We start from the raw sequence: 25,313 nt of genomic DNA, 5'->3' as shown, positions 1-25,313 counted from the left end.
AAGGTAAAATAGAAAGCGCTTATTTGAGGCGGGAATGAAATCTCAAATAAGCGCTTTTTCTATACGCTGCCGCCAAGTCAGGCTGCGGGCAGTTTATAATATTTCGATGTATGCTGGCGGTAGAGCAGCAGCAATCCGCGGATGCAGAGCTCGATAGCCATGGCGATCCACATGCCGCGCAGGCCGAGCGGGGTGATGAGAAGCACCGCGAGACCGAGGCGGATGACCCAGATGCTGCCAAGGTTCAGAAGGCTTGGCACAAACGTATCGCCTGTTCCGCGGAGGGCTCCGGCGGCAACGATGGAAGCGCCGAAAAACGGCTCGGCGAGCAGTTCGATGCGGAGTACCTCGGCGGCAAACGAGCGCACCTGCGGGTCAGGAGTCAGAATGCTAAAGACGAACGGACAGAAGATCATCATCAGACCTCCAGTGATGGCCATCAGGACTGCGCCCATGGCAATGCAGATATTTCCGTAGCGTTTCGCCAGCTTGTAATTTCCGGCGCCGTAGCTTCTGCCGACGAGCGTTGTCGCGGCGGAACCGATGCCGTAGCCTGGCATGTAGCAGAGGCCTTCGGCGGTGACGGCGAACGAATTGGCCGCAATCGCAATGGAGCCGAGCGGGGCAATCAGCATGGTGGCAGCAACCATGGCGCTGTTCATCGCGATTTCCTGTACGGCAACCGGCACACCAATTTTGAATGCAGTTTTCAGAATTTTCGTATCAAAAACCGTTTTTTCCTTCCGGCGGAGACGCAGCCGCGGATTGCGGACACAACAGAACCAGGCACCCGTGAGGCTGATGACGGCGCAGGCCAGCATCGTTCCCATACCGGCACCCATGACACCGAAAACCGGAATCAAAAGAGCATTGAAAATGATATCGAGCACGCACATGACGGCATTTAAAATACTGGGCATCACCATATCACCGCTGCACTGCAGGAAGGACGACATCAGCGAGTTGAGCTGGGAAAACGGAAGCATGATGGCAAACATCATAAAATAGAGCGTGGCATTCCGCCGGATCTCCTGCGCACCGCCGAGCCACCCCGGCAGCGGATGACTGATCAGAAGCCCGATCAGGCACAAAACAGCCGACACAACAAGCGCGGACGCGATGCCATGCCGCACAACATCCCTTGCCTTCTTGTCATGATTTCCCCCGATCTGATGCGCTACCTGAACAGAAAAACCGGCTGAAACCGCATAAATCGTACCGCTGAGGAGCCACGTCGTCGACGAAACCAGTCCGATCGCCGCCGAAGCATTCGCCCCAAGCGCGCCGACCATCGCGGAATCAATGTATTGCATCGCAATCGTAGTAATCTGTGTAAGAATCGCAGGCAGACTTAATCGCCCGACCTGCTGAATCTGCGGTTTCAGTTCAGTCCAGTTTATTCTATTCATCATTTTCTCCAGAACATGTATTTTATCGTATGGTTTTTCTTAAGAATGTAAAGATAAATGCGTATTTTACGCTAACATGTTTTGAAGAAAGTGTCAATCAAAAACGAGGTTTAATTTGACTTTTTTCTATGCGTATTAGGCATAGGGGCGGAGAGGATTCGAATTTAATTTTCCGGCGGAAGGTTGTTCTTCACAGCGGGGTTCGCCTGGGTCGTGTTGGTTGCAGTCGGCAGGGAATCTGTCGGGGCGACCGGGCTCATGAGGACGCGGCCGGTTCCGCGGTAGACGTTGACGAGGCCTTCACCGCTGACGGCGGAGCCGACGAGGGTTTTGGTGGAGCGCTCTACGGTGAAATCAAGGTTGGAGGACCAGCAGACGGCGAGGTTTCCATCGATTTTCAGTTCGTCGTTTTCGAGTTCGACTTCGATCAGCTCGTCCTCAGGTACGTTGCTTTCGAGGGCAACGGCGCCTCTGCCGACGAGGCTCAGATTGAAGAAGCCTTCGCCGCCGAGGACAGCGGAGGAAATGCTCTTGCGGGCGGTCAGTTTGGTTTTGACTCTGCCGTCGCAGGCGAGGAACATGCCGTCCTCAATCGTCATTCCGGAGGAGCCCCATTTCTCGACATCCACAAGAATGATGTATTTGTAGGTCGGTTCCAGCACGAGATATCCGTCGCCGACGTACTCCGGTTTTACGGCAGATTCCTTTGTCATGGCGCCTTTGATGGCCTTTCCGAACAGGTCGCCGATCCCTTTGATTCCGGCGGTCGCCTGTACATGGCCGCCCATCCACTGCATCGCACCGGACTGGATAATCGCGGAGTGCTCCTTGTCCAGTTCAATGACAACCTGGCGGCGGCGCACATTCATTTTGCTCATGTAATACTCCTCCATGGCAGTCATCGGCGAGACGCTGGAATCCTGGAGATATTCCATGACGTGGAAATTTTCGATGGACTTGGTGAATTTCCGGTTTTCGTTTTCGAGATTTAAAATTTTCATAGGCACGTTCCTTTCTTTCATTAAGAAGAAAAATAGTGATCCGTCTTGTTTCTTTTATTATACAGGAAAGAAAGCAAAGAGCACAGAAAAATTTAGAAAAAAAGGAAATCTGGAAATCATGTTGTCCATTTTTCAGCGGAGTGATAAGATAAAGTTCAGAAAACGCAAGCAGTACGGTCAGAGGAGGAATTTATTATGAGTACAATTACTGTCAGAGATGCAAAAATAGAGGATGCCGCACGCATTCTGGAGATTTATGCTTATTATGTAGAATACACCGTCATTTCTTTCGAGTGGGACGTGCCGTCTCTGGAAGAATTTGAGAACCGCATGCGTGATATCATGAAAAAATATCCATACCTCGTCATCGAGCAGGATGGAAAAATCGAAGGTTATGCATACGCACATGCCTTTGTCGGCCGCGCCGCATACGACTGGTCGAGCGAGCTGACCATTTATCTCGATCACAATGCAAGAAAAGGAGGCCTTGGCCGGAGACTGTATGAAGAGCTGGCGGACCGCCTGAAAAAAATGGGCATTCTGAACCTCTACGCCTGCATCGGCTATCCGCAGGTCGAGGATGAATATCTGACGAAAAACAGCGCCGAGTTCCATGCGCATCTCGGATTCGAACTCGTGGGAACCTTCCACAACTGCGGCTACAAATTCGACCGCTGGTACGATATGGTCTGGATGGAAAAAATCATCGGCGAGCCGCACGCGGGACAGCCGGCAGTAAAATCATATAGTGAGATAAAAGAATGAGCACAATAACAACGTATACAAGAAAACATTTTGACCCTGTGCATCCCGCTCCGGAACTGCTCTGTGTGGAGGATTTTGCGCATGCGCTGCCGATGATCTGCCGCGGAAACGGCCATGTGACGACGTTCTGGTCAGTGGGAGAGCACTGCATCTGCTGTGCGAAAGAGGCGGCCGCGCGCGGCTATTCCCGGCGGCTGGTGCTGGCGTGCCTTCTGCATGACGCGAGCGAGTGTTACATGTCGGACGTGCCGCGGCCATTAAAACAGGAAATGCCGCGGTACCGCGAGATCGAGGACCATCTGCTTTCGGTGATTTATGAGAAATATCTTGGCAGTGATCTGACGGCGGAGGAGCAGCGGATGATGAAACAGATCGACAATGATCTGCTGTGGTACGATCTGACAAATCTGCTGGAGGAACCGCAGGCGGGGGATGCGCCGAAACTTCACATCACGCTGGACTACACGGTGCGGCCGTTTGCTGCAGTGGAGAAAGAATATCTGGAATTATTTGAACAGTATCAGTATCGGGAGACGGGCGATGAGAGAAGATAAAAACGAGAACCGCTGGGACAGATTGCTTCAGATCCACACAATGGGGCGGGACGACAGCCGGTCGGATCTGTACCGGTATCCGTATGAGCCGACCCCATACTGCGCGCTGGAGCGGATGGCAAACACAGGGATGATCCGAAAGGGAAATACGCTGCTCGATTACGGATGCGGAAAGGGCCGCGTGGATTTCTTCTTATCGGCGCAGACCCGGTGCCGGTCCATCGGTGTGGAGTATGATGACCGGATTTATGCGAAGGCAATGGAAAACAAAAAGGCGGCGGCCTCTGGTGCGCGGACGGAGTTTGTGCTGGAGAGCGCCGAAAATTTTCCCGTTCCTGTGGAAGTGGACCGGGTGTATTTTTTTAACCCGTTTTCGCTTGAAATCTTAAGAAAAGCGATGGCAAGACTGCTGGAATCGTACTACGAAAATCCGCGGGAGATCCAGCTGTTTTTCTATTACCCGTCGGATGCTTATATCTCGTATCTGATGACGGTGCCGGAACTGGAATTTCTCGATGAGATCGACTGTATGGATCTGTTTCCGGGCGGGGACAGCCGGGAGCGGGTTGTGATTTTTACGATTCAGGAATAAAAAGTTTTGTAACAGCAAAAACCGTGTGGAATACAAAAAAGCATGAATTATATTTGACGAAAGGGCGTTTTTATGAAATATCAGGTAATGCGAATTGAGGAAGACCTTGATTTCGGCTGTGAGGAGCGCGGTGCCGACGAGCCTGTCATGGCAGTTGTTGTTTTGAAAGATGAAAACGGAACAGAATCGCGCATCCGCCAGGAGGATCAGATGCTGTATGATTGGAACATCGAGGAGGGCGACACCGTTATTCTGAATGAAAACGGCGAATTGCGAAAAGTACTCTCCGGTGATTGGACGCAGAATTGCAATTCGAAAAATGTAGATACGACAAAATTCGTCAACATGATGCAGGTTGTCAAAGCCGGAAAACAGATCGACTGGATCTGCCCGTTCTGCGGCGGAAAAGTAGAACGACTGGAGCAGGAAGGCGGAAAAACCGTGATCGGATGCACATCGTGCGATATGCGGATTCAAATAGAAAATTAAACGATTTCGGCCTTTAAGGCCGAAAGAGAAAGGAAACACAAATGGTAAAACCAATTATGAGAGACGTTCTCTTCCTCGGACAGAAATCCATCCCGGCGACAGAGGAAGATCTGCAGGTGGGAAGAGATCTGCAGGACACACTGGCAGCAAACCGCGAGGCATGCGTCGGCATGGCGGCAAATATGATCGGCGTGAAAAAACGCATCATCATCGTAAACGCCGGATTCCGCGACATCATCATGTTCAACCCGGTGATAGTCCGCAAAAGCGGCCCCTACGAAACAGAAGAAGGTTGCCTCTCCCTGCCAGGCGTGCGGAAAACAAAGCGGTACCAGAACATCGAAATCGAATACTACGACTGGAACTGGAAAAAACAACGCCAGAAATTCACCGGCTGGCCAGCCCAGATCTGCCAGCATGAGATGGATCATCTGGAAGGGATACTTATTTAGATCCTACAGCAGACAGGAGGACAGTATGACAGACAGAGAATGAATGGTAAAAGGAATCATTTACAACCCGAATGTGGAAGAGCTGGCCAAAGAGCAGTCCGGCTATATGGAGCGTCTGTGGAAGTTCAACCAGCTGAAGCCGTCAGAGGGAGACAAGAAAGTCAAATAAATCAGGACAAATTTCGAAAATATAAAATTTTTGTAAAATAATGTCGAAAAAACGATTGACAAGTGGCGAAAAGAAACATATGATAATACCTGTCAATATACATATTCGGCAATAGAGGCGCGAAGGCTAAGAGTAGCTGTCCTGAGACAACGGGGTCTGGGACGGGCAGGGAAAGGAGCATTCGCCGAAACGGGGCAGTTCCCGAAAAACTGTCTGTGTTGGGGTACAGTCGAACAGGCTGTGCACTCTCACCGTACTGGTGGAGGAGCTATTGCTTCATGAACGTAGATTTAATGGAGCAGTGGTGAAGACCGCTGCTCTTTTTATTGTACTGCAGTTGGAACCGTGACAAAAGGTTCCAGGGGTGGAAATCTGTTTGGTTGGAGAACGAAAGACGAAACGGGTGTTACAGGATACGTCTGAAGAAAACTGTTGCCGGAAAAGAAAAAAGGGAGGATTTTGACATGATAGCATTTCTTAACTGGCTGGACGGTGTCCTTTGGGGCGTGCCGCTGATCGCGCTGATGATTCTGACCGGTCTGTACTTTACCGTTCGTTCTGGATTTTTCCAGTTCCGTCACTTTGGCTGGATTATGAAGAGAACCGGCGGAAAACTGTTCCAGAAAGAAGACAAAGCAAGTGAAGGAAAGGGTATGCTTTCCTCGTTTGAGGCGATTTCGACCGCTATCGGCGGTACCGTAGGATTCGGTAATATCGCCGGTGTTGCAACTGCAGTTGCAGCAGGCGGCCCGGGAGCCATTATGTGGATGTGGCTTTCGTCTCTGCTTGGTATGATATTAAAACAGGTTGAGGTTACCCTCGGCTGCTACTACCGTCACACCAACGAAAAAGGTGAGTACTACGGCGGTCCGACTTACTACATGGAGTGCGGACTTGGCGAGGAGCGCCACTGGGGCAAGCTGTGGCTGATCCCGGCGCTCATCTTCGGCATCGGTATTTTCTCCACCTTCTTCGTAACCTCTTCCAACCTGACCGCATCTCAGGTCGTAGCCGGTGCGTTCGGTATTGAGAATATCAATCTTGGAAGCTTCAAAGTAGAAGGCGTTATCGTGATGGGCGTTCTGCTCTGCATTCTGACCTATGTCGTTACAAGCGGCGGTACGAAGAAAATCGCAAGTCTGTTCAGCAAGCTCGTTCCATTTATGAGCGTTCTTTATATCTTGATGGGAATTGGCATGATCATCATCAACATCAACCGCGTTCCTGGCGTATTTGCAGCCATCGTAACAAACGCATTTACCGGAACAGCAGCGATCGGCGGTTTTGCCGGCTGCGCAGTCAGCGAGATTATCCGTGTGGGTATGGCGCGTTCCGTATACTCCAATGAGGCTGGATGGGGTACTTCTCCAATGATCCATGCTTCCGCAAAAACACCGCATCCGGTAGAGCAGGGTCTGTGGGGATCTTTCGAGGTATTCTTTGATACCATGGTTATCTGTACGATCACCGCACTTTCCGTTATCTTAAGCGGAAACTGGACCGACGGAACGAACGGCGGAACACTTGCTTTAAGTGCATTTGCAAGCGGATTCGGCAAATTTGGAAGCATCCTTCTGGCAGTCATCATGGTCATTTTCACTGTAACGACTTCCGGCGGATGGTTCACCTACTATCTGGCAATTCTGGAGCATCTGTATAAAAAAGAAGGCAAGATGAAAGATATCGTCATGAAAATCTTCTACGCAGTCCGCGCTCTGCCGGGCGTACTGTGGACGATCTATCTGGTAAAGACCAACAACCAGGGCTTTATCTGGACTGTCGTTGATATCACATCTGCGATCCCGACCTTCGTCAACGTAGCAGTGATCCTGATTCTCTCGAACCAGTATTTCAAACTGCTGAAAGACTACAAAGCAAGAAACTTCGGCCAGGGCACGGTAGACAAGAACGCCTGCCTGTTCTACGAAGAGAAAACGAAATAAAAAATATTCAAAAGCGAATCCAGACACGCAAGAGAATAGCGTGTCTGAATTTGTATATTGCGCAAATGGGCAGAAAAGAATAGAATCAAATTTAGATGACAGTAGGAGGATAATGATATGAAAACAATTTACAAAAACGGAGCTGTCTACACCGGAAAACTGCCGCTTGTCGAAGCGTTTGCAGTAGAAGACGGCAAATTTGTTTTCGCCGGAAGCAGCGCAGAGGCAGATGCCCTTGCAGCAGCCGGCGACAAAGTTGTAGACCTCGGCGGAAAATTCGTCTGCAGCGGTTTTAACGACAGCCATATGCACCTTTTAAATTACGGAAGCTCCCTGCTGAAAGCGCAGCTTGCCGCACATACCGAAAGCCTGGAAGATATGCTCGCCTGCCTCGACACCTTCCAGAAAGAGCATCCGCGAAAAGACGGCGCATGGCTGATGGGCCGCGGCTGGAATCAGGATTACTTCACGGACGTGGACCGCATGCCGAACCGCTACGATCTTGACCGCGTATCAACTGAAGTTCCGATCTGCGCGACGAGAGCGTGCGGCCACTGCCTCGTAGTCAACAGCAAAGCACTGGAACTCCTCGGCGTCACCGCAGATACCCCGCAGCCGGAGGGCGGAGAGATCGGTATGGAAAACGGTGAGCCGGACGGAAGATTCTTCGACAATGCAATGGAACCGGTTTACGACAGCATTCCGGTGCCGAGCAAAGAGGAAATCAAAGATATGATCCGCAGCGCCTGCAAAGCCCTGAACAGCTACGGCGTCACCAGCAGCCAGAGTGATGATTACTGCGTTTACCGCGCCGTTCCGTGGCAGACCGTCAACGAAGCATACAAAGAACTCGAGGATTCCGGCGAGCTGACCGTCCGCGTTTACGAGCAGAGCAACTTTACTGATCTGGAATCCTTAAAAGGTTTCGTTGAGGCTGGAAATGTGACCGGCATCGGCACAGACCGCTTTAAAATCGGACCACTGAAAATGCTCGGCGACGGCGCACTCGGTGCGAGAACAGCATTCCTCAGTCGCCCATACGCAGACGACCCGTCCACCTGCGGAATCCCGGTATTCACCCAGGAAACCATGGATGAGATGATCGGCTACGCCAATGCACACGGCATGCAGGCTGCAGTTCACACGATCGGTGATGCGTGCCTCGACCGCGTGTTAAGTGCCTATGAAAAAGCCCTTGCTGAAAACCCGAGAGAAGATCACCGCCACGGCATCGTGCACTGCCAGATCACAAGAGCCGATCAGCTTGAAAAAATCGCGAAAATGCATCTTCACGTTTACGCACAGAGCATCTTCCTCGATTACGATAACCATATCGTAGAGGAGCGCGTCGGCAAAGAGCTTGCGAGCACAAGCTACAGCTGGAAGACGCTGATGAATAACGGCGTCTCCGTCAGCAACGGAACTGACTGCCCGGTAGAGCTGCCGGATGCCCTCGCCTGCATGCAGTGCGCTGTCACAAGAACAACGCTGCGCGACCATGTCGGCCCGTACCTGCCGGATCAGAAATTCACCGTACAGGAAGCACTCGACAGTTACACGATCCGCAGCGCCGAGGCAAGTTTCGAGGAGAACGTGAAAGGCCAGATCGCAGAAGGCATGATGGCAGACTTCGTCGTACTGGGTCAGAATCCGTTTGAGGTGGATGAGAGCACGATCAAAGACATTCCGGTGTGCCGGACGTATCTTGCCGGTGAACTGGTATATGAAGCATAAGAATATAACTCAAATGAGTAATAAATGTCAAATGAAAATTCATACAATGAAGGGAAAAACGTGAAATAAGATAACCTGAAAATAGTATGGAATAAAGGCAGAAACAGAGGAGAACCTCCTGCGGCGATGAACGGTCGCAGGAGGTTCTTTTTTGATTCTGATAGGACCATACGGTTGTAAAAGAATCGAACAAATGGTTGTATAAAAGGGCGGGAATGTGCTATGATAAAGGAAATTTTACGAAAGGAAAAAACAGACAAATGCTTGGAAGAACACATTTTTTTATTGGAACAGCAGCGGCACTTGCTGTTTTACAGCCGCAGACGGTTCCCGCGCTTGTGGCCGGTGCCGGGGCTGCCGCGATCGGCGGTTTGATCAGTGACATTGATGTCGGCACTTCACAGGCGCACCGCGATGCCGATAAGATCATTACGGCAACAGTTGCAGTTGCGGTGCTCACAATTCTTGCGGAGTATAAACTGAATCTTGGAATTTACCGCCGCCTCACAAGCGACAGCAGCGTGCTGCGTCTCCTCGCCGGAACGGCAGCATTTTTGTTGATCTGCGCCTATGGGAAACAGCAGCCGCACCGCTCCTTCATGCATTCATTTGCGGCGCTGGCATTGCTGACGGCGTGCGTGGACATCATCTACCCGGATGCGTCCGCTTATTTTGCCGTGGGCTTTCTGTCCCATCTGGTGCTCGATTTTTTCAACCGGAAACCGGAAAAGCTGTTCTGGCCCTGGAAGAAGGGATTCTGCCTCGGATTCTGCTCAGCACGGGGACTTGTGAACCGCGCACTGCTCGGGTGCGGCATGGTATCTCTTGCTGTAGTACTGGTGCTCTCGGCGCCTGCAGGGCGGCTGATGGCTAAAATCATGCGGGCAATTTACGGATGAGATGGGATTGACAAAAAGATAACAAGACAAAAGAAGAAAAAGCAGGAATTTTTCGGTGTTAAAGTTAATATTTTATACATTTTATAGTAGGATTTTTGATTAAAATGATGTAAAATAGAAAACAGAAATCCGGCGTCCGTAATTGTTTTTGAAATGAACGAACAGGGAACCGCCGGCCCGTTACCGCAGCCGATTGCGGAGCGCAGCGCAACCGACAACAGAGATTAGAGCACAACAGGCAATACAGGAGTTAGTATGAACGAAGAAATGAAAAACCAAACAGAACAGTTACCGCTTTTAAAAGTACACATGATGGGAAGTTTTTTCCTGGAGTACGGCGACCAGCCGATTTCCTTCCGGAAAACAATGGCAACAAAATCGATGAGACTTCTGCAGATTTTCCTCTATAACAAGGACAATGGAATTTCCAGAGGAAGACTGTTGGAGAGCACATACGGAAGAGAAGATGTGGCGGACGCGGCAAACAGCCTGCGTGTCGGCGTACATCGCCTGAAAAGAAGCCTTGTCGAGGCAGGACTTCCGCAGTTTGAGTACATTTATACACAGAAAGGCGTTTACCACTGGACCAGCCCGATGCCGGTCGAGGTAGATGCGATTGATATCAAAAATAAGATCCTGGAAGCAGGAAAAGAGACAGACGAGAAAGCGCGCATGGATCAGATGATCGAAGCGCTGGAGCTGTACACCGGAGAGTTCCTTGCAGATTTCGGCGAGGAAGAGTGGGTACAGGCGGAGCGCGCGCAGCTGAAAAAAGTATATTCCGATGCACTGAAAGAAGTAAGTGAGTATCTTCTGAAAAATGAGGAGTTCGATGAGCTGCAGAAACTGACTTCTGTTGCTTCCGAACTGTATCCGTTCGACGAGTGGCAGGCAGTCCAGATGCAGGCGCTGATCGGCCTGGAGAGATACAAAGAGGCCATGAAACTGTACGAGCAGACCTCGAAACATTACTTTGAAGAGCTTGGCGTTACACCGAGCGAGAAACTGGTGGAGCAGTACCGCTATCTGGGAAGCCGCATGGGCAGCAGACACCGCGTGATCGAAGAGGTACAGGCAGATCTTCAGGAGAGCCCGGGAGAAAAGGGCGGAGCATTCTTCTGTTCCCTCGCCGGATTCCGTGACTGCTACCGACTTGTTTACCGTATGTCCGAGCTGAACGGACAGATGCCGTGGCTGATGCTGTGCACCATTACAGACGGAAAAGGTTACCCGGCAAAAGGCGGTCCGCGCCTTGACCGTATGTCCGAAAAGCTGCTTGAGGTAATGAAACGCAGCCTGCGTCATTCCGATTTCTTTGCAAAATACAGCCCGTCCCAGTATGTGATTCTGCTGCAGGGCGGCAGCCAGAGAGGATGCGAACTCGTCTACAAGAGAATCAGCGAGCGCTTCTCCGAGGAGAAAAAAGGCTGGGCAAAGAATCTGAAATACAGTGCACTGCCGGCAATTCAGACCGAAAAAGAGCTTGAGTTCTTAGAAGGAGACGATGTTTTATGATTCGCGTACAGCTGCTTGGAAGATTCCGCATGTACGATGAAACACGCTGCCTCAACGAGGAAGCGATTCATTCCCCGATGATCACAAAGCTGCTGGTTTATATGATCTGCAACAAAAACCATATCGTAACACTGGAACAGTTAACCGAAGCACTCTGGACGGATGAGAAGAGTGAAAATCCGTACGGAGCACTGAAAAATATGATGTACCGTCTGCGCGGAACGCTGCGGAAGGTATGGCCGGTTAAGAGAGGATCATGCCTGCTATATGAAGGCTGTCATGGAACTGACGAAAAGCCTGGAGCACCGCAGACCGCAAAGGAAAAGTACAGGTTCTCAGTGATCTAAAAGAGCTTTATCAGGAACCAAGAGAATTAGAAAAAATAAATTAATTTTTAAGTTGACAGCAGACTAAACAAATAGTAACTTTAAGCTGTGATGAAACGAGCTTAAATCCAGAAAAAGTCTGCTGTCTTAAGTTAAATAAAGTACAACAGACAGGGAGGATAACAAACATGAGTTACAGAGAAGTATATGAAAAATGGTGCAATGATCCATATTTTGATGAGGCATCCAGAGAAGAGCTGAAAGCACTCGAAGGAAATGAGGCAGAAATCGAAGACCGTTTCTACCGTCAGCTTGAGTTCGGTACCGGCGGACTCCGCGGTGTCATCGGAGCGGGTACCAACCGCATGAACATCTACACCGTACGCCAGGCAACCCAGGGCCTTGCCAACTACATTATTTCCCAGAACGGACAGGAAAAAGGCGTAGCCATCGCACACGATTCCAGAAGAATGTCTCCGGAATTCGCACGCGAAGCAGCACTCTGCCTGAATGCAAACGGAATCAAAACGTATCTGTTCGAGTCCCTGCGTCCGACACCGGAGCTTTCTTTTGCTGTCCGTGAATTCGGCTGTATTTCCGGTATCGTCATTACCGCAAGCCACAACCCGAGAGAGTACAACGGATACAAAGTATACTGGGAGGACGGCGCACAGATTACACCGCCGCACGACAAAAACATTCTCGCAGAGGTAGCAAAAGTAACCGAGTTTTCTGCGGTTAAGACGATGGCAGAGGATGATGCGAGAGCAGAAGGCCTGTTCCAGGTAATCGGAACCGATTTTGACGACCGTTACGTTGCAAAATTAAAAGAGCAGAGTATCCACCCGGAAATCATCAAAGATGCTGCAAAAGACATGAAGATCGTTTACACGCCGCTTCACGGAACCGGAAACGTGCCGGTGCGCCGCGTACTGCGCGAGCTTGGATTTACCCAGGTTTATGTTGTAAAAGAGCAGAAAGAGCCGGATGGAAACTTCCCGACCGTTGCTTATCCGAACCCGGAGGACGAGAAAGCATGGACACTGGCGCTGAAGCTTGCAAAAGAAGTAGATGCGGACATTATCCTTGCAACGGACCCGGATGCAGACCGTCTCGGCGTTTACGCAAAAGACAGCAAGACCGGCGAATACGTAAGCTTCACCGGAAACATGTCCGGTATGCTGATCGCAGAGTATATTCTGCGTGAGCGCACCAAGAACGGAACCATGCCGGAGAACCCGGCACTCGTTGAGACGATTGTTACGACCGATATGGCAAAAGCAATCGCAAAAGCTTATAACGTGGCACTGATCGAGGTTCTGACCGGATTCAAATACATCGGCGAGCAGATCAAATTTTTTGAGCAGAGCGGTGCACACAATTATGTATTTGGTCTGGAAGAGAGCTATGGCTGCCTGGCCGGAACATATGCAAGAGATAAAGATGCCTGCGTGGCAGTTATGATGCTGTGCGAGGTTGCTGCATACTACAAACAGCAGGGCAAGACACTGTGGGATGCCATGGTGGATATGTACGAGGAGTACGGCTACTACAAAGAGGGTCTTGCAACGATGACCTTAAAAGGTATCGACGGTGCAAAAGAGATCCAGACCATGATGACCAACTTCCGTGAGAACCCGCCGAAAGAGCTGGGCGGCTTCAAAGTTCTTGCCGTACGCGATTACAAAGCAGACGTACGAGTGGATCTCGTAAGCGGAGAGAAGAGCGCGACCGGACTTCCGTCCTCCAACGTTCTTTACTATGAGCTGGAAAACAACGCATGGTGCTGTGTGCGCCCATCCGGTACTGAGCCGAAGATCAAATTCTATTTCGGCGTAAAAGGCACATCCCTTGAAGATGCAGCCGAGAAACTGGAAAAATTAAAAAATGCAATGGTAACTGCTTAAACGCTGTGTGAATACAAAAAGACCTTGCCCGGCGGGTGAGGTCTTTTTGTACAAAAATCGGCCCGGCGGATCAAGCTTACCTGAAATAAGGAGAAGAAAATGGCGATTTTATATTATGATGAGAAAAAGCTTTTTCAGTTAAATACAGAGAATACGACGTATGTGATCGGCCTGAGCCCGGAAGGCTACGTCGGACATGTTTACTACGGACCCCTTCTGCACGGAGAGCCGGATCTGTATCCGCTCCGCATGGATGAGCCGCCGTTCACCCCGTCCGTCAATAAGAGAGAGAAATCTTCGTTCCTCGACCGTTTTCCAATGGAATACCCGACCGGAGGAGTCGGCGATTACCGTGAGAGCTGTCTGAATATAAGAAATGCACAGGGCCGTATGGGATGTGAGATTTTCTTTGATTCCTATGAAATTTTCAAAGGAAAACGCCCGCTGACCGGTCTTCCAGCTTCTTTTGGAACCGAGGACGAAGTAGAAACTCTGGAAATCACCTGCAAAGATCCTGTTCTTGATCTTGTTGTTGTCCTTTCCTACTCTGTTTTTACAAAAGAAAACGTTATCACCCGAAGTGTCCGCGTGAAAAATGAAGGCAGTGAAGCGCTGAAGGTAGAGAAAATCTACAGTGCCTGCCTCGATATGGACAACGAAGACTTTGAGATGCTTTCTCTTCATGGATCCTGGGGAAGAGAACGCCACATCCAGCAGGGTGCGCTCCGTTACGGAAAACAGCTCGTTTCCTCCGGAAAAGGAGAGTCCAGCCATCAGGAGCACCCGTTTGTGGCCCTGGTGACACCGGGAACGGATCAGGAGCGCGGCGAGGTTTACGCAATGCACTTCGTATATTCCGGCAACTTTATCGGACAGGTGGAAAGATGCCAGTTTGATACCGTTCGTATGGTCATGGGTATCAACCAGGAGGAGTTCTGCTGGAATTTAAAAGCCGGCGATGAATTCCAGGCGCCGGAGGTTGTTATGGTCTACTCTGCCGAGGGACTTGGCAAAATGACGCGTTCCTACCATGCATTTTATCGCAGACATATGATCCGCAGCCCGTACAACCACAAAAAACGCCCGATTCTGATTAACAACTGGGAAGCAACTTACTTTGATTTTGATACCGATAAACTCCTCGATATCGCAAGAGAGGCAAAAAAAGACGGCATCGAGATGCTTGTTATGGATGACGGCTGGTTCGGAAAACGAAATAAAGACGATTCTTCCCTCGGTGACTGGGTTGTCAACGAAGAGAAGATCAAAGGCGGCCTGAAAAATCTGGTTGACAAAGTGAATGAAATCGGTCTTGAATTCGGTATCTGGTTCGAGCCGGAGATGATCTCCCCGGACTCTGATCTCTACAGAGAGCACCCGGAATGGGCGATTCAGATTCCGGGAAGAGAAGCGACTGAGATCCGCTGCCAGTACGTGCTGGATCTCTCCCGCCCGGAAGTGCAGGATTATGCGTATGAATGTGTGGCAAAAATCCTGCGCAGTGCAAACATCAAATACGTGAAATGGGATATGAACCGTCAGTTAAGCGACCTGGGAAGCACCTACCTGGACAAAGATTCCCAGCAGGAGCTGTTCCACCGCTACGTGCTCGGTATGTATGCGATGCAGGAGCGTCTGGTACAGGAGTTCCCGGATCTGCTTCTGGAGAACTGCTCCGGCGGCGGTGCACGTTTCGATCCTGGAATGCTTTACTACAGTCCGCAGATCTGGTGCTCCGACGACACCGATGCGATTGAGCGTCTGGAAATCCAGGAGGGAACAGCCCTCATTTACCCGCTCTGCTCAATGGGTGCACACGTCAGCGTATGCCCGAACCACACGGTTGGCCGTGTAACTCCGTTTACAACGAGAGGCCATGTGGCACTGGCCGGAACGTTCGGCTATGAGCTTGATATCACAAAACTGCCGGAAGAAGAGAGAAAGCTGATTCCGGAGCAGACCGCAATGTATCACAAATATCATGAACTGATCCGCGAGGGAGAGTATTACCGTATTCTTTCCAGCCGTGAAAACCACAGATCCGACTGCTGGGCAGTAGCATCGGAGGATAAAAGCGAAGTGCTTGTGACCTACGTACAGGTGCTGGCACAGGCAAATATGCCGTCCCGCAAGGTTCGCCTGCGCGGCTTTGATCCGGCGAAAAAATATCGTCTGGAGGGAACCGATGAGGTTTACAGCGGCGAGATGCTGATGAATGCCGGTTTCCGGATGAAAGATTTCTGGGGTGATTTCGTCAGCAGACTGTATCACTTTGTTGCAGTAGACTAAGGAGCAACGGATATGGCAAAAGTAAGATTGGCAGATATTGCAAAGGTGGCGGGCGTCAGCGCCGTCACCGTGCATAACGCGATTACAGGACAGAAAGGGGTCAGCGATGAGATGCGCGCCCGGATTCTGGAAATTGCAAAGGAAATGGGGTACCGCCAGCCGGGAAGCGGAGCGAGAAATACACAGGGAAAAAGCCTGCGCTGCATCGGAGTGGTGATTCCGGAACGGTATCTGGCAGAGTATACGACATTTTACTGGAAAATGTATCAGGAGATGGCACTGGCGGCGACGGAAAAGAGCTGTATGGTGACCGTGGAGATCCTGAAACAGGAGATGGAAGATGAGATGATCGTGCCGTGCATCTCCAAGGAGCAGACCGTCGATGCGCTGATCCTTATGGGAGACACGAGCCGCGATTACATCCACTATCTGAAGAAAAACGTGGATCTTCCGATCGTATTTCTGGATTTCTACGACAATGAGCTGGCAAAAGATGCCGTGATCGCAGATAACTTTCACGGAATGTATCTGATGACGGAATACCTGTATGAGCATGGCCTTACCAAGCTGGCTTTTGTCGGTTCGATTCATTTTTCCAGCAGTATCATGGATCGGTACTGCGGTTTTTCCAAGGCTGTTCTGGAACACCGCGATGTGACACCGGCGGAATGGATTCTGGAGGACCGTGATGAGCGGGGCCAGATCGAAATTCATCTCCCGGAACAGATGCCGGAAGCGTTCGTCTGCAACTGCGACCTGACCGCCGGCCTTCTGATGCTCGAGCTGGAAAAACGCGGCATCTCCGTGCCGGAGGACGTTTCCGTTGTCGGCTTCGATAATTACCTGTATCCGGGTTTCCCGGATCTCAAGATCACTTCGTATGAGATCAATACGAAGGCGATGGTAAAAGTAGCGCTCGAAAAAGCGCTGAAGCAGATCCGCGGCGCGGCATCCGGCAAAAATATGGAAATTGTCTCCGGACAGCTGGTGCCGAAAGAGAGCGTAAAGCTTTGATTTTTATAACTGAATTATAAATTAAGAAACGGGGCATTTTGAAATGCCCCGTTTTTGTACATATTACACAACAAAGTCACTTAAAAATTGACAGTATCTAACGGAACTTATTTTTTAAGTGATTTCCAGTTGAAAAATTAATCATCTATGTTAAAATTAAGCTAAAGGACTGGGCGTGAGGGTGATAAAACACGGCGGTTCGGAGAAAAAAGAATTAAAAAACAAGATTCTGTCCACTAACAGAAACTTAAAAAAACAAAGTACAACTCATAAACAAACAATATTTTTCATGGAGGTTTCAAAAAATGAGCGAAGTTAAAATTATTGGAGATGCTGTCAAAAATATGCCATGGCAGGAAGGCCCGGCTGAGTTTTCCGGTGCACCGGTATGGAGATACAGCGAGAATCCGATTATCGGAAGAAATCCGGTGAAGGAAGTAGCAAGAATCTTCAACAGCGCCGTTATGCCGTACGGCGACGAGTTCATCGGAGTATTCCGTGGTGAGCAGACAAACGGAATCCCGTACATCTACCTTGGAAGAAGCAAAGATGCGATCCACTGGAATTTCGATGAGAACAAAATCCAGTTCGTTGACGAAGAAGGCAAACCGTTCATGCCGGTTTACGCATATGACCCGCGTCTTGTAAAAGTAGAAGATACCTACTACATCATCTGGTGCCAGGACTTCTACGGTGCAGCCATCGGAATGGCAAAAACAAAAGATTTTGAAACCTTCGTACGTGTGGAGAATCCATTCCTTCCATTCAACAGAAATGCCGTTCTCTTCCCGAGAAAAATCAACGGCAACTTCGTGATGCTGTCCCGTCCAAGCGACAGCGGCCACACACCGTTCGGTGACATCTTCCTGTCCGAGAGCCCGGATATGCTGTACTGGGGCAAACACCGCCACGTCATGAGCAAGAGCCCGGAGTGGTGGGAGTCCTTAAAGATCGGCGGCGGCGCAGCTCCGATTGAGACCAACGAAGGATGGCTGCTGTTCTACCACGGTGTAAGCGGCACCTGCAATGGCTATGTATACAGCATCGGCGGCGCAATCCTCGACAAAGAGAATCCGTCCATCGTAAAATACCGCTGCCAGAACTTCCTTCTGACACCGGAAGAGTGGTATGAGGAGAGAGGCTTCGTTCCGAACGTAACCTTCCCGTGCGCAACCATTCACGATGCAGAGACCGGAAAGATCGCGATCTACTACGGCGCAGCCGATACGTATGTAGGACTGGCATTCACAACCGTAGATCTGATTGTAGATTATATCAAGAAAAACAGTGTCGTACGCGAGTCTGACACCGAAATTGGAAGAAGATAAGAAAGAAGGAAAGAAAAGATGCAGTCTTTGGCAAAGGAAGTAAAGCAGGAGCTTACTGGACGGATCGTTCCGTTCTGGGAGGGCTTAAGAGATGAGGAATACGGCGGATTTTACGGCTATCAGGACTTTGATCTGAACGTGCAGAAAACGTATGAGAAGGGCTGCATCTTAAACAGCAGAATTCTCTGGTTTTTCTCGAATGCGTACCTGACCTTAAAGGACGAGAAGCTGCGCGCCGATGCGGAGCATGCGTACCGCTTTATGAAACAGGCGTGTGTGGACCGCGAGTACGGTGGCGTGTTCTGGTCTGTCACCTACGACGGAAAACCGCTCGATACGACAAAGCATACGTACAATCAGGCATTTGCAATTTATGCGCTGTCTACGTATTTTGATGCGACGGGCGACACCGAGGCGCTGGAGCTGGCAAAATCGCTGCAGCAGATCATCGAGACACACTGCACCGACGAGTACGGTTATCTCGAGGCATTTACCCGCGATTTCAAGCCGGAGAGCAATGAAAAGCTCTCGGAGAACGGCGTCATGGCAGAGAAGACCATGAATACGCTGCTGCATGTTTTCGAAGCATATACCGAGCTGTACCGCGTGACAAAGGATCCGTTTACCGGTGACCGTCTCCGCTTTATGATGGATCTCTTCGCGGATAAAGTATATAACAAAGAAAAAGGCCGTCAGGAAGTATTCTTCGACCGGACATGGAATACGCTGATTGATCTGTATTCTTATGGCCATGATATCGAGACTTCCTGGCTGATCGACCGGGGTACAGAAGTGCTCGGCGATCCGGCTTACCGGGAAAAACTGCTGCCGATCACCGGAGAGATTGCGGAAAATATCTACAACACGGCATACAAAAATCATTCGCTGATGAATGAGTGCGAGCGCGGTGTGGATGATACCACAAGAGTCTGGTGGGTACAGGCAGAAGCAGTCGTTGGATTTTTAAATGCATGGCAGAAAAAACCGGAGGAAACAAAGTATCTCGATGCGGCAAAAGACATCTGGGGCTACATCAAGGAATATGTGATCGACAAACGAGAGGGGTCTGAGTGGTTCTGGTGCGTGAATGCAGACGGAAGCCCGATCCATGAGCCGATTGTAGAACCGTGGAAATGCCCGTATCACAATGGACGTATGTGTATGGAAGTAATTGGGAGGTTAAAAGATGCTGAATAAACAGTATTATGTGGAAAAAGCCAAGGTAGACCGCCTTGTGGCAAGAAAGAACACAAAAGCAGATTTTTACAACGGTATTTATGACCGCTATGAGTATCCGGTGCTGACAAGAGAGTTCGCTCCGGTTCACTGGAGATATGATCTGGATGAGGAGACGAATCCGTACTTTATGGAGCGTCTCGGCATCAACGCTGTGATGAACTCCGGCGCGATTTATCTGAATGGAAAGTATTATCTCGTTGTCCGCGTGGAGGGTAATGACAGAAAATCTTTCTTTGCTGTTGCAGAGAGTGATACTGGTATCGACGGCTTCCATTTCTGGGATTACCCGGTTGTGCTGCCGGATACCTGCGCAGAGGAAACCAACGTTTATGACATGCGTCTGACCCAGCACGAGGACGGCTGGATTTACGGAGTGTTCTGCTCTGAGAGCAAGGACAAAAACGATCCGGATCTGTCCGCGGCTGTTGCTGAGGCTGGTATCGTAAGAACGAAAGACCTGAAGAACTGGGAGCGTCTGGACAACCTGAAAACCTTACGTTCTCCGCAGCAGAGAAACGTTGTTCTGCATCCGGAGTTCGTAGACGGAAAATATGCCTTCTACACCCGTCCGATGGATGGTTTCATTGAGACCGGAAGCGGCGGAGGAATCGGCTTCGGACTCTGCGATGATATCACACACGCTGTCATCGATGAGGAGAAGATCATCAGCAAACGTATTTATCATACCCTGACCGAGTCCAAAAACGGTGCCGGAGCAGTGCCGATCCGCGGTAAGAAATGCTGGATCAACATTGCACACGGTGTAAGAAATACAGCAGCAGGCCTTCGCTACGTTCTGTATGTCTTCGGTACCGATCTGAACGATCCGTCCAAAGTCATTGCAGAGCCGTCCGGTGTATTCCTGGTTCCGCTTGGAAAAGAGAGAGTCGGAGACGTTTCCAACGTTGTATTTACAAACGGCGCGATTGCGCGTGAGAACGGAGAAGTTTACATCTACTATGCATCCTGCGATACAAGAATGCATGTAGCAACCACCACAATCGACAAACTCGAGGACTATCTGTTCAACACACCGCAGGATCCGCACAGATCCCCGGACTGCGTAAAACAGAGATGCGAGCTGATCTCCAAAAACCTGGAGCTGCTGAAAAACGAGAAATAAAAGCGTCCGCTGCGGCGCATCGGGATCTGTAAAGGTCATGAAAACCTGGAAAGTGTTTCGAGAAGAACCGAAACGTCAACGGGTTTCGCGATATGGGCGTTCATGCCGGATTCCAGTGCTTTTCGGCGGTCCTCTTCAAACGCGTTTGCCGTCATGGCGACAATCGGGATTTCCCCGCGTTTTCCCGGGAGTGCACGGATCGCTTCTGCGGCCTGATAGCCGTTCATGTTCGGCATCTGAATATCCATCAGAATAACATTGTAATAATCTTCTGGTGCGTTCTGGACTGCTTTTAAGCAGAGGGCGCCGTCTTTTACGTGCTCGGCGTGAATGCCGTTTTCTTCCAGAACGGTGAGTACAATTTCTGCATTCAGGTCATTATCCTCGGCAAGCAGCACGCGTTTTTCGGAAAGCGTCTGCAGGGACTGCTCGAGAATCTCGTCTTTATGCTGGTGAGCCGCAAGCTGTTCTTCGGTCGGAAGTTCAAACGTGAGGCAGATCGTAGTTATTGTTCCGGCACCGAGTTCGCTTTCCACATCGATCGTTCCGCCCATCAGATTCACGAGGGATTTTACGATCGGAAGGCCGAGGCCGGTTCCGGTGATGTGGCTTTCGGTGGAGGAATGTTCTCTTGTAAATTCTTCAAAAATATGCGGCAGATACTCTTTGCTCATGCCGATACCGTTGTCCTTCACGGTGATGCGGTAGGAGGCAAAGCCCTTCCTTGGTGCCGGTGTCTCTTCGATTTTTACGGAAATTTTTCCGCCCTCCGGCGTATACTTGATGGAGTTGCTGATGATATTCAGCAGAATCTCCCGTATTTTTGTCCGGTCGCAGAGGATGGCATCGTGTTCCACCGTGTTGTAACAGAGATAGGAAAGCTTTTTGCTTTTTAACGAAGGCTCAAACACTGCATTCAGGGAATTGATCAGCTCGCTGTAGCTGCCGAGCTCGATTTTCAGCGAGGCCTTACCGCTCTCAATGCGCGCCATCTCAAGCACGTAGTTGATCAGGGAGAGCAGAAAACTGCTGGAGGACTTGATTTTTGCAATGTAGTCGACCGCGCGGTCCTTCTCGTCGATGTGCTTTTCCAGCAGATCCGAGAAACCGATGATGGCATTCAGCGGAGTTCGGATGTCGTGGCTCATGTTGAACAGAAAACGTGTTTTTGCTTCGTTGGCAGACTGCGCTTCCTGTACGGCTTTTTCCAGTTCTGCTGCGTGAATCTCGTCTTTATAGCGGCGCATCTGGAACTGCAGAAAACCAATAGAGGCAAGCAGGGAAAGGATGAGTCCGAGTGCAAAGGAAACAAAAACCTGCAGCGGACTGAGCCAGCCGTTTTTCGGTACAATTTCAAAATGCCAGGTGTCGTTCGGCACGGTGCAGAGAACTTCGATGGCATCGGAACGCCGGGAATTGCCGGAGTGTGCGATGGAAACGTGTTCGCCGGTGGCCGGAGAAATTTTCCAGAGTTCGTAGGTGTAGCCGGCTTCTTCCAGTGTATCCAGTTCAATTTCGTTCAGAAACGATTCCCAGTCGAGAACGAGAATCGAAAAGCCCCAGAAGGTCTGGTCACCGTTGGCATCGGTGGTATAAATCGGGTCAAAGAGCAGTGCTCCGATGTCGCCCTGCTGCAGCTCAAACGGTCCTGCAATCGTGTATTCGCCGCTCTCTTTGGCAAGGCGTGCCTCCTGTTTCCGGGCAGGATGCTCGAGCATGTTAAGTCCGAGTGCGGCTTCGTTTCCGCTCATCGGATAAATCAGTGTGACAATGCCGTCCTTTGCAAGCTCATGTGCTTTGATGACATTCTGGTCGTCCTGCATCAGCGAGGAGAGGACGGAAAACTCTTCGTCATTGACGGTATAACCGGCTTCAATCATGTGTTTCATCAGATTGGATTCGGCAAGATAATGGTTTAACTGCGATTTCACGCGGCCGATGGTCGTCTGTGCGGTATAGTCAGCTTTCAGCTTTGCTTCCTTTAACTGATTCTGATACAGAAAAACGGCGCAGAGCTCGACAAGAAAAAATGTAATAAAAAACAGCAGAAGCGCCTGAAATCGAATCTGTTTTTGCGTTAATTTTGTTTTCATATCGGATGCTCATCTAAATTCGTAATATTTCCGGCTTTTTCAGGTGATTTTTTTGAGTAAAAACGAAGGCCGGAGTTAAAAATATTATATCGGATTTACCCTGGGATTTCAATAAAAGAAGCGTTAAGTTTGAAAGAGAACGGGATGAAATGAATGGGAAATGTAATGCATAAGAAGAAAATTGCCAGAATGGGCGGAGAATGGAATTGCCAGATAGTTGCTCATTATATCAAAATCATTTATAATAGGGACAGACGACACAGAATGAAGGATTGACAATACAATGGACTATGTGATTTTTGACCTGGAATGGAACCAGTGTCCCTATGGAAAAGGAAAAGAGAACCCGAAGCTGCCATTTGAGATTATTGAGATCGGCGCGGTGAAGATGGATGGTGAGCGGAATGTGCTGGGAACGTTTCACCGGATTGTAAAACCGGTGGTCTACCAGCATCTCCATCACCGGACGCGCGAGGTCGTCGGACTGACAGAAGAGGATCTGCAGAACGGAATCCCATTTGCGCAGGCCGTGCAGGAATTTTTTGCATTCTCCGGCGGTGCGTGCATGTTCGGCACCTGGGGACCGGGAGACCTGACGGAGCTCCAGCGGAACATGAAATTTTATAACCTCCTGTCGCTGATCCGCGGGCCGATTCATTTTTACGATGTACAGAAACTGTTCGCGATCCAGTACGAAACGATGAAGAGCCGCCGGGCGCTCGAGTACGCCGCCGACTTCCTCCATCTCCCGAAGGACGAGCATTTTCATCAGGCGCTTTCGGATGCAAAATATACGGCCGACATTTTTGCACGCATCGATATGGATGTTGTGCTGGCGTACGACTCGATCGACGTATATCAGAACCCGAAATCGAAAAAAGAGGAGATCCACGCCGTCTATAATGGCTACACGAAATTCATCTCCCGCGAATTCGACACAAAAGAAGAAGCCATGCACGACCGCGAGGTCTGCAGCACGCACTGCTGCATCTGCGGGAAAACGGCAAGAAAACGCTTACGCTGGTTTTCGGCCGGCGGGAAAAACTACTACTGCGTAGCCTGGTGCCCGGAGCATGGATATTTGAAAGGCAAAGCCCGCATGAAACATTCGGACGAAGGAAAACTCTTCGTCGTGAAAACCATCCGCATCAGCAGCGAACAGGAGGCGGGGGAAATCCGGCAGAAGAAAGAGAACCTGCGGAAGAAGAGGAATCAGAAGAGGAAAGAAATGTAAGAAAGGCAGAGGAAATGGAAACGGGATAAAAGGTTTCATTTCTTCTGTCTTTTTAATTGGAAAACAGAGCGGGATCGGTTATAATAAAAATTGAAGAAACTATCGATAAAAGCAGGTTTGTCGGTAGTTTTCTGTTATAGAAAAGAAATGGGGGCAGAGCCGGAGATGATGCATGTGGAAGCGGTGGATCGGGAAGGGCTGCGAAGAAGAGTAAAAGATCCCTTCTATCAGAATACAACATCCATTCTTGCTATGGAGAATGATCAGGTTCTTGGGCGAATTGAGTATCATTTTTACGGATGTATGCAGGACGGTTACCGGATGGCATATGTGGACTGGGTTTATGTGCTGCCGGAAGCCAGACATAAAGGCGTTGTGCAGGGGCTGTTTCAGGAGATGGAAAAAGACTGCAGGAAACATGGGATTAACCAATATTATCTGATTCGGGCGACAAATCCAAATGCAGATAAATTTTATCACAGATTTGAAAACGCAGAGCTTGATGAGGAGCCGTTTTTACGGAAAGAACTGAAAGAATAAGAAAAGACAAAAGGACGAAAAACAATGGCAAAATTATATTTCCGCTACGGCGCGATGGGCAGTTCGAAATCTGCTAATATTTTGATGGTTCGCTATAATTATGAGGAGCGTGGACAGTATGCTGTCCTGCTGAAGCCGCGGACAGATAACCGCGACGGGGAGCATGAAATCAAATCCCGCATCGGGCTGGAGGCACCGGCGGAATATGTGGATGAGTTTTTAAAAGAAATTTCGGAGACATGGAGTGCGGACAGCGGGGAATACCGGTATCATGGAAAGAAAGTGGATGCGGTTCTGATCGACGAAGCGCAGTTTCTTTCCCAGGAGGAAGTTGATACGCTTTCGGATATTGTAGATTTCTATGAAATTCCGGTGCTCTGCTACGGTCTGCGGGCAGACTTCCAGACACATTTGTTTCCGGGGTCGAGAAGGCTGATGGAAATTGCTGACATCATCGAAGAAGTCCCAACGGTCTGCTGGTGCGGAAGACGGGCGCAGTGCAATACGAGATACGCAGACGGAAAAATCGTTCGGGAAGGCGCGCAGATTTTCCTTGGATCGAACGAGAGTTATGTGGCGCTTTGCAGGAAACATTATAAAGAAGGAAAGCTGTGGAAGGAAGATGAGTAAGATAATAATATATGAAGTACAGGAGAGAATGCCGCGGATGGAAACGCTGGTGGAACTGTGGGAAGCTT

Annotated in this window: 23 protein-coding genes and 1 riboswitch; of the genes, 20 read left to right on the top strand and 3 right to left on the bottom strand. The window is 49.9% G+C overall.

What is annotated here, in order from left to right; all coding sequences use genetic code 11:
• Positions 1 to 77: 77 nt before the first annotated feature.
• Together DW769_RS10695 and DW769_RS10690 are read right to left on the bottom strand one after the other, a co-directional pair.
• Positions 78 to 1,409, bottom strand: a complete 1,332-nt coding sequence (locus tag DW769_RS10695) for an MATE family efflux transporter (protein WP_243105449.1) — start codon at positions 1,407 to 1,409, stop codon at positions 78 to 80.
• Positions 1,410 to 1,573: 164 nt separating this feature from the next.
• Positions 1,574 to 2,410 (bottom strand): AIM24 family protein, encoded by an 837-nt coding sequence (locus DW769_RS10690; protein ID WP_117510515.1) that lies wholly within the window; start codon positions 2,408 to 2,410, stop codon positions 1,574 to 1,576.
• A gap of 195 nt (positions 2,411 to 2,605) precedes the next feature.
• Here DW769_RS10690 and DW769_RS10685 point away from each other — a divergent pair, with 195 nt between their 5' ends.
• The 17 genes from DW769_RS10685 to DW769_RS10605 all read left to right on the top strand — a co-directional run bounded on the left by DW769_RS10685 (position 2,606) and on the right by DW769_RS10605 (position 20,748).
• Positions 2,606 to 3,175 (top strand): GNAT family N-acetyltransferase, encoded by a 570-nt coding sequence (locus DW769_RS10685; RefSeq protein WP_117510517.1) that lies wholly within the window; start codon positions 2,606 to 2,608, stop codon positions 3,173 to 3,175.
• Positions 3,172 to 3,729: a hypothetical protein gene (locus DW769_RS10680; RefSeq protein WP_117510519.1), complete on the top strand. Its 558-nt coding sequence runs from the start codon at positions 3,172 to 3,174 to the stop codon at positions 3,727 to 3,729. Before DW769_RS10685 ends, DW769_RS10680 begins: the two co-directional genes overlap by 4 nt.
• Positions 3,716 to 4,321: a class I SAM-dependent methyltransferase gene (locus DW769_RS10675; RefSeq protein ID WP_117510521.1), complete on the top strand. Its 606-nt coding sequence runs from the start codon at positions 3,716 to 3,718 to the stop codon at positions 4,319 to 4,321. Before DW769_RS10680 ends, DW769_RS10675 begins: the two co-directional genes overlap by 14 nt.
• Positions 4,322 to 4,393: 72 nt before the next feature.
• A complete protein-coding gene (locus DW769_RS16605) occupies positions 4,394 to 4,810 on the top strand; it encodes a hypothetical protein (protein WP_173815935.1) in 417 nt (138 codons plus the stop codon).
• Positions 4,811 to 4,851: 41 nt separating this feature from the next.
• Positions 4,852 to 5,262, top strand: a complete 411-nt coding sequence (locus DW769_RS10665; protein WP_022461821.1) for a peptide deformylase — start codon at positions 4,852 to 4,854, stop codon at positions 5,260 to 5,262.
• A 43-nt stretch (positions 5,263 to 5,305) separates the two neighbouring features.
• The gene (locus tag DW769_RS10660; protein ID WP_117510523.1) at positions 5,306 to 5,431 is read left to right on the top strand and encodes a maltose acetyltransferase domain-containing protein; all 126 of its coding nucleotides are present in this window, start codon (positions 5,306 to 5,308) and stop codon (positions 5,429 to 5,431) included.
• Positions 5,432 to 5,535: 104 nt separating this feature from the next.
• Positions 5,536 to 5,710: riboswitch (Lysine riboswitch) on the top strand.
• A 185-nt stretch (positions 5,711 to 5,895) separates the two neighbouring features.
• Positions 5,896 to 7,374, top strand: coding sequence for an alanine/glycine:cation symporter family protein (locus tag DW769_RS10655; RefSeq protein WP_117510525.1), 1,479 nt, complete (start codon positions 5,896 to 5,898; stop codon positions 7,372 to 7,374).
• Positions 7,375 to 7,491: 117 nt separating this feature from the next.
• Positions 7,492 to 9,108 carry an amidohydrolase gene (locus DW769_RS10650; protein WP_117805124.1) on the top strand — a complete coding sequence of 539 codons (1,617 nt, stop codon included), beginning with the start codon at positions 7,492 to 7,494 and terminating at the stop codon, positions 9,106 to 9,108.
• Positions 9,109 to 9,368: 260 nt separating this feature from the next.
• Positions 9,369 to 10,007 (top strand): metal-dependent hydrolase, encoded by a 639-nt coding sequence (locus DW769_RS10645; protein WP_158579817.1) that lies wholly within the window; start codon positions 9,369 to 9,371, stop codon positions 10,005 to 10,007.
• Positions 10,008 to 10,262: 255 nt separating this feature from the next.
• A complete protein-coding gene (locus DW769_RS10640; protein ID WP_055266837.1) occupies positions 10,263 to 11,522 on the top strand; it encodes an AfsR/SARP family transcriptional regulator in 1,260 nt (419 codons plus the stop codon).
• Positions 11,519 to 11,869: a winged helix-turn-helix domain-containing protein gene (locus DW769_RS10635; protein WP_118750368.1), complete on the top strand. Its 351-nt coding sequence runs from the start codon at positions 11,519 to 11,521 to the stop codon at positions 11,867 to 11,869. Before DW769_RS10640 ends, DW769_RS10635 begins: the two co-directional genes overlap by 4 nt.
• A gap of 167 nt (positions 11,870 to 12,036) precedes the next feature.
• Positions 12,037 to 13,755: a phospho-sugar mutase gene (locus DW769_RS10630; RefSeq protein WP_118750367.1), complete on the top strand. Its 1,719-nt coding sequence runs from the start codon at positions 12,037 to 12,039 to the stop codon at positions 13,753 to 13,755.
• Positions 13,756 to 13,854: 99 nt separating this feature from the next.
• Positions 13,855 to 16,044 (top strand): alpha-galactosidase, encoded by a 2,190-nt coding sequence (locus DW769_RS10625; protein WP_118750366.1) that lies wholly within the window; start codon positions 13,855 to 13,857, stop codon positions 16,042 to 16,044.
• Positions 16,045 to 16,056: 12 nt separating this feature from the next.
• The gene (locus DW769_RS10620; protein WP_118750365.1) at positions 16,057 to 17,058 is read left to right on the top strand and encodes a substrate-binding domain-containing protein; all 1,002 of its coding nucleotides are present in this window, start codon (positions 16,057 to 16,059) and stop codon (positions 17,056 to 17,058) included.
• A gap of 305 nt (positions 17,059 to 17,363) precedes the next feature.
• Complete coding sequence (locus DW769_RS10615) at positions 17,364 to 18,386, top strand: glycoside hydrolase family 130 protein (RefSeq protein ID WP_117510535.1); 1,023 nt, start codon at positions 17,364 to 17,366, stop codon at positions 18,384 to 18,386.
• A gap of 18 nt (positions 18,387 to 18,404) precedes the next feature.
• A complete protein-coding gene (locus tag DW769_RS10610) occupies positions 18,405 to 19,583 on the top strand; it encodes an AGE family epimerase/isomerase (protein WP_055221154.1) in 1,179 nt (392 codons plus the stop codon).
• On the top strand, positions 19,573 to 20,748 hold the full coding sequence (locus tag DW769_RS10605) for a glycoside hydrolase family 130 protein (protein WP_118700213.1): 1,176 nt from the start codon (positions 19,573 to 19,575) through the stop codon (positions 20,746 to 20,748). Before DW769_RS10610 ends, DW769_RS10605 begins: the two co-directional genes overlap by 11 nt.
• A 35-nt stretch (positions 20,749 to 20,783) precedes the next feature.
• Here DW769_RS10605 and DW769_RS10600 read toward each other — a convergent pair whose 3' ends face one another.
• Positions 20,784 to 22,841, bottom strand: coding sequence for an ATP-binding protein (locus DW769_RS10600; RefSeq protein ID WP_118750364.1), 2,058 nt, complete (start codon positions 22,839 to 22,841; stop codon positions 20,784 to 20,786).
• 283 nt (positions 22,842 to 23,124) lie between these two features.
• Between DW769_RS10600 and DW769_RS10595 the strand changes: the two genes are divergently transcribed.
• From DW769_RS10595 to DW769_RS10585, 3 genes are all read left to right on the top strand, one after another.
• On the top strand, positions 23,125 to 24,075 hold the full coding sequence (locus tag DW769_RS10595) for a 3'-5' exonuclease (protein WP_117761367.1): 951 nt from the start codon (positions 23,125 to 23,127) through the stop codon (positions 24,073 to 24,075).
• A 165-nt stretch (positions 24,076 to 24,240) separates the two neighbouring features.
• Positions 24,241 to 24,615, top strand: a complete 375-nt coding sequence (locus DW769_RS10590) for a GNAT family N-acetyltransferase (RefSeq protein WP_243105448.1) — start codon at positions 24,241 to 24,243, stop codon at positions 24,613 to 24,615.
• Between the two features lie 24 nt (positions 24,616 to 24,639).
• Entirely contained in the window at positions 24,640 to 25,245 is a 606-nt protein-coding gene (locus DW769_RS10585; RefSeq protein ID WP_118750362.1) for a thymidine kinase, read from the top strand.
• Positions 25,246 to 25,313: the final 68 nt, after the last annotated feature.

This window comes from Blautia sp. AM29-29 (genome assembly GCF_003480555.1).
GTDB lineage: Bacteria > Bacillota > Clostridia > Lachnospirales > Lachnospiraceae > Fusicatenibacter > Fusicatenibacter saccharivorans.
Note: the sequence above shows the minus strand (reverse complement) of the source record. Positions and strands in the feature narration are given on the sequence as shown.

Coding starts and splice junctions, on each gene's coding strand:
- DW769_RS10695 (WP_243105449.1), bottom strand. CDS start 1,409: ATGAATAGAATAAACTGGACTGAACTGAAACCGCAGATTCAGCAGGTC.
- DW769_RS10690 (WP_117510515.1), bottom strand. CDS start 2,410: ATGAAAATTTTAAATCTCGAAAACGAAAACCGGAAATTCACCAAGTCC.
- DW769_RS10685 (WP_117510517.1), top strand. CDS start 2,606: ATGAGTACAATTACTGTCAGAGATGCAAAAATAGAGGATGCCGCACGC.
- DW769_RS10680 (WP_117510519.1), top strand. CDS start 3,172: ATGAGCACAATAACAACGTATACAAGAAAACATTTTGACCCTGTGCAT.
- DW769_RS10675 (WP_117510521.1), top strand. CDS start 3,716: ATGAGAGAAGATAAAAACGAGAACCGCTGGGACAGATTGCTTCAGATC.
- DW769_RS16605 (WP_173815935.1), top strand. CDS start 4,394: ATGAAATATCAGGTAATGCGAATTGAGGAAGACCTTGATTTCGGCTGT.
- DW769_RS10665 (WP_022461821.1), top strand. CDS start 4,852: ATGGTAAAACCAATTATGAGAGACGTTCTCTTCCTCGGACAGAAATCC.
- DW769_RS10660 (WP_117510523.1), top strand. CDS start 5,306: ATGGTAAAAGGAATCATTTACAACCCGAATGTGGAAGAGCTGGCCAAA.
- DW769_RS10655 (WP_117510525.1), top strand. CDS start 5,896: ATGATAGCATTTCTTAACTGGCTGGACGGTGTCCTTTGGGGCGTGCCG.
- DW769_RS10650 (WP_117805124.1), top strand. CDS start 7,492: ATGAAAACAATTTACAAAAACGGAGCTGTCTACACCGGAAAACTGCCG.
- DW769_RS10645 (WP_158579817.1), top strand. CDS start 9,369: ATGCTTGGAAGAACACATTTTTTTATTGGAACAGCAGCGGCACTTGCT.
- DW769_RS10640 (WP_055266837.1), top strand. CDS start 10,263: ATGAACGAAGAAATGAAAAACCAAACAGAACAGTTACCGCTTTTAAAA.
- DW769_RS10635 (WP_118750368.1), top strand. CDS start 11,519: ATGATTCGCGTACAGCTGCTTGGAAGATTCCGCATGTACGATGAAACA.
- DW769_RS10630 (WP_118750367.1), top strand. CDS start 12,037: ATGAGTTACAGAGAAGTATATGAAAAATGGTGCAATGATCCATATTTT.
- DW769_RS10625 (WP_118750366.1), top strand. CDS start 13,855: ATGGCGATTTTATATTATGATGAGAAAAAGCTTTTTCAGTTAAATACA.
- DW769_RS10620 (WP_118750365.1), top strand. CDS start 16,057: ATGGCAAAAGTAAGATTGGCAGATATTGCAAAGGTGGCGGGCGTCAGC.
- DW769_RS10615 (WP_117510535.1), top strand. CDS start 17,364: ATGAGCGAAGTTAAAATTATTGGAGATGCTGTCAAAAATATGCCATGG.
- DW769_RS10610 (WP_055221154.1), top strand. CDS start 18,405: ATGCAGTCTTTGGCAAAGGAAGTAAAGCAGGAGCTTACTGGACGGATC.
- DW769_RS10605 (WP_118700213.1), top strand. CDS start 19,573: ATGCTGAATAAACAGTATTATGTGGAAAAAGCCAAGGTAGACCGCCTT.
- DW769_RS10600 (WP_118750364.1), bottom strand. CDS start 22,841: ATGAAAACAAAATTAACGCAAAAACAGATTCGATTTCAGGCGCTTCTG.
- DW769_RS10595 (WP_117761367.1), top strand. CDS start 23,125: ATGGACTATGTGATTTTTGACCTGGAATGGAACCAGTGTCCCTATGGA.
- DW769_RS10590 (WP_243105448.1), top strand. CDS start 24,241: ATGATGCATGTGGAAGCGGTGGATCGGGAAGGGCTGCGAAGAAGAGTA.
- DW769_RS10585 (WP_118750362.1), top strand. CDS start 24,640: ATGGCAAAATTATATTTCCGCTACGGCGCGATGGGCAGTTCGAAATCT.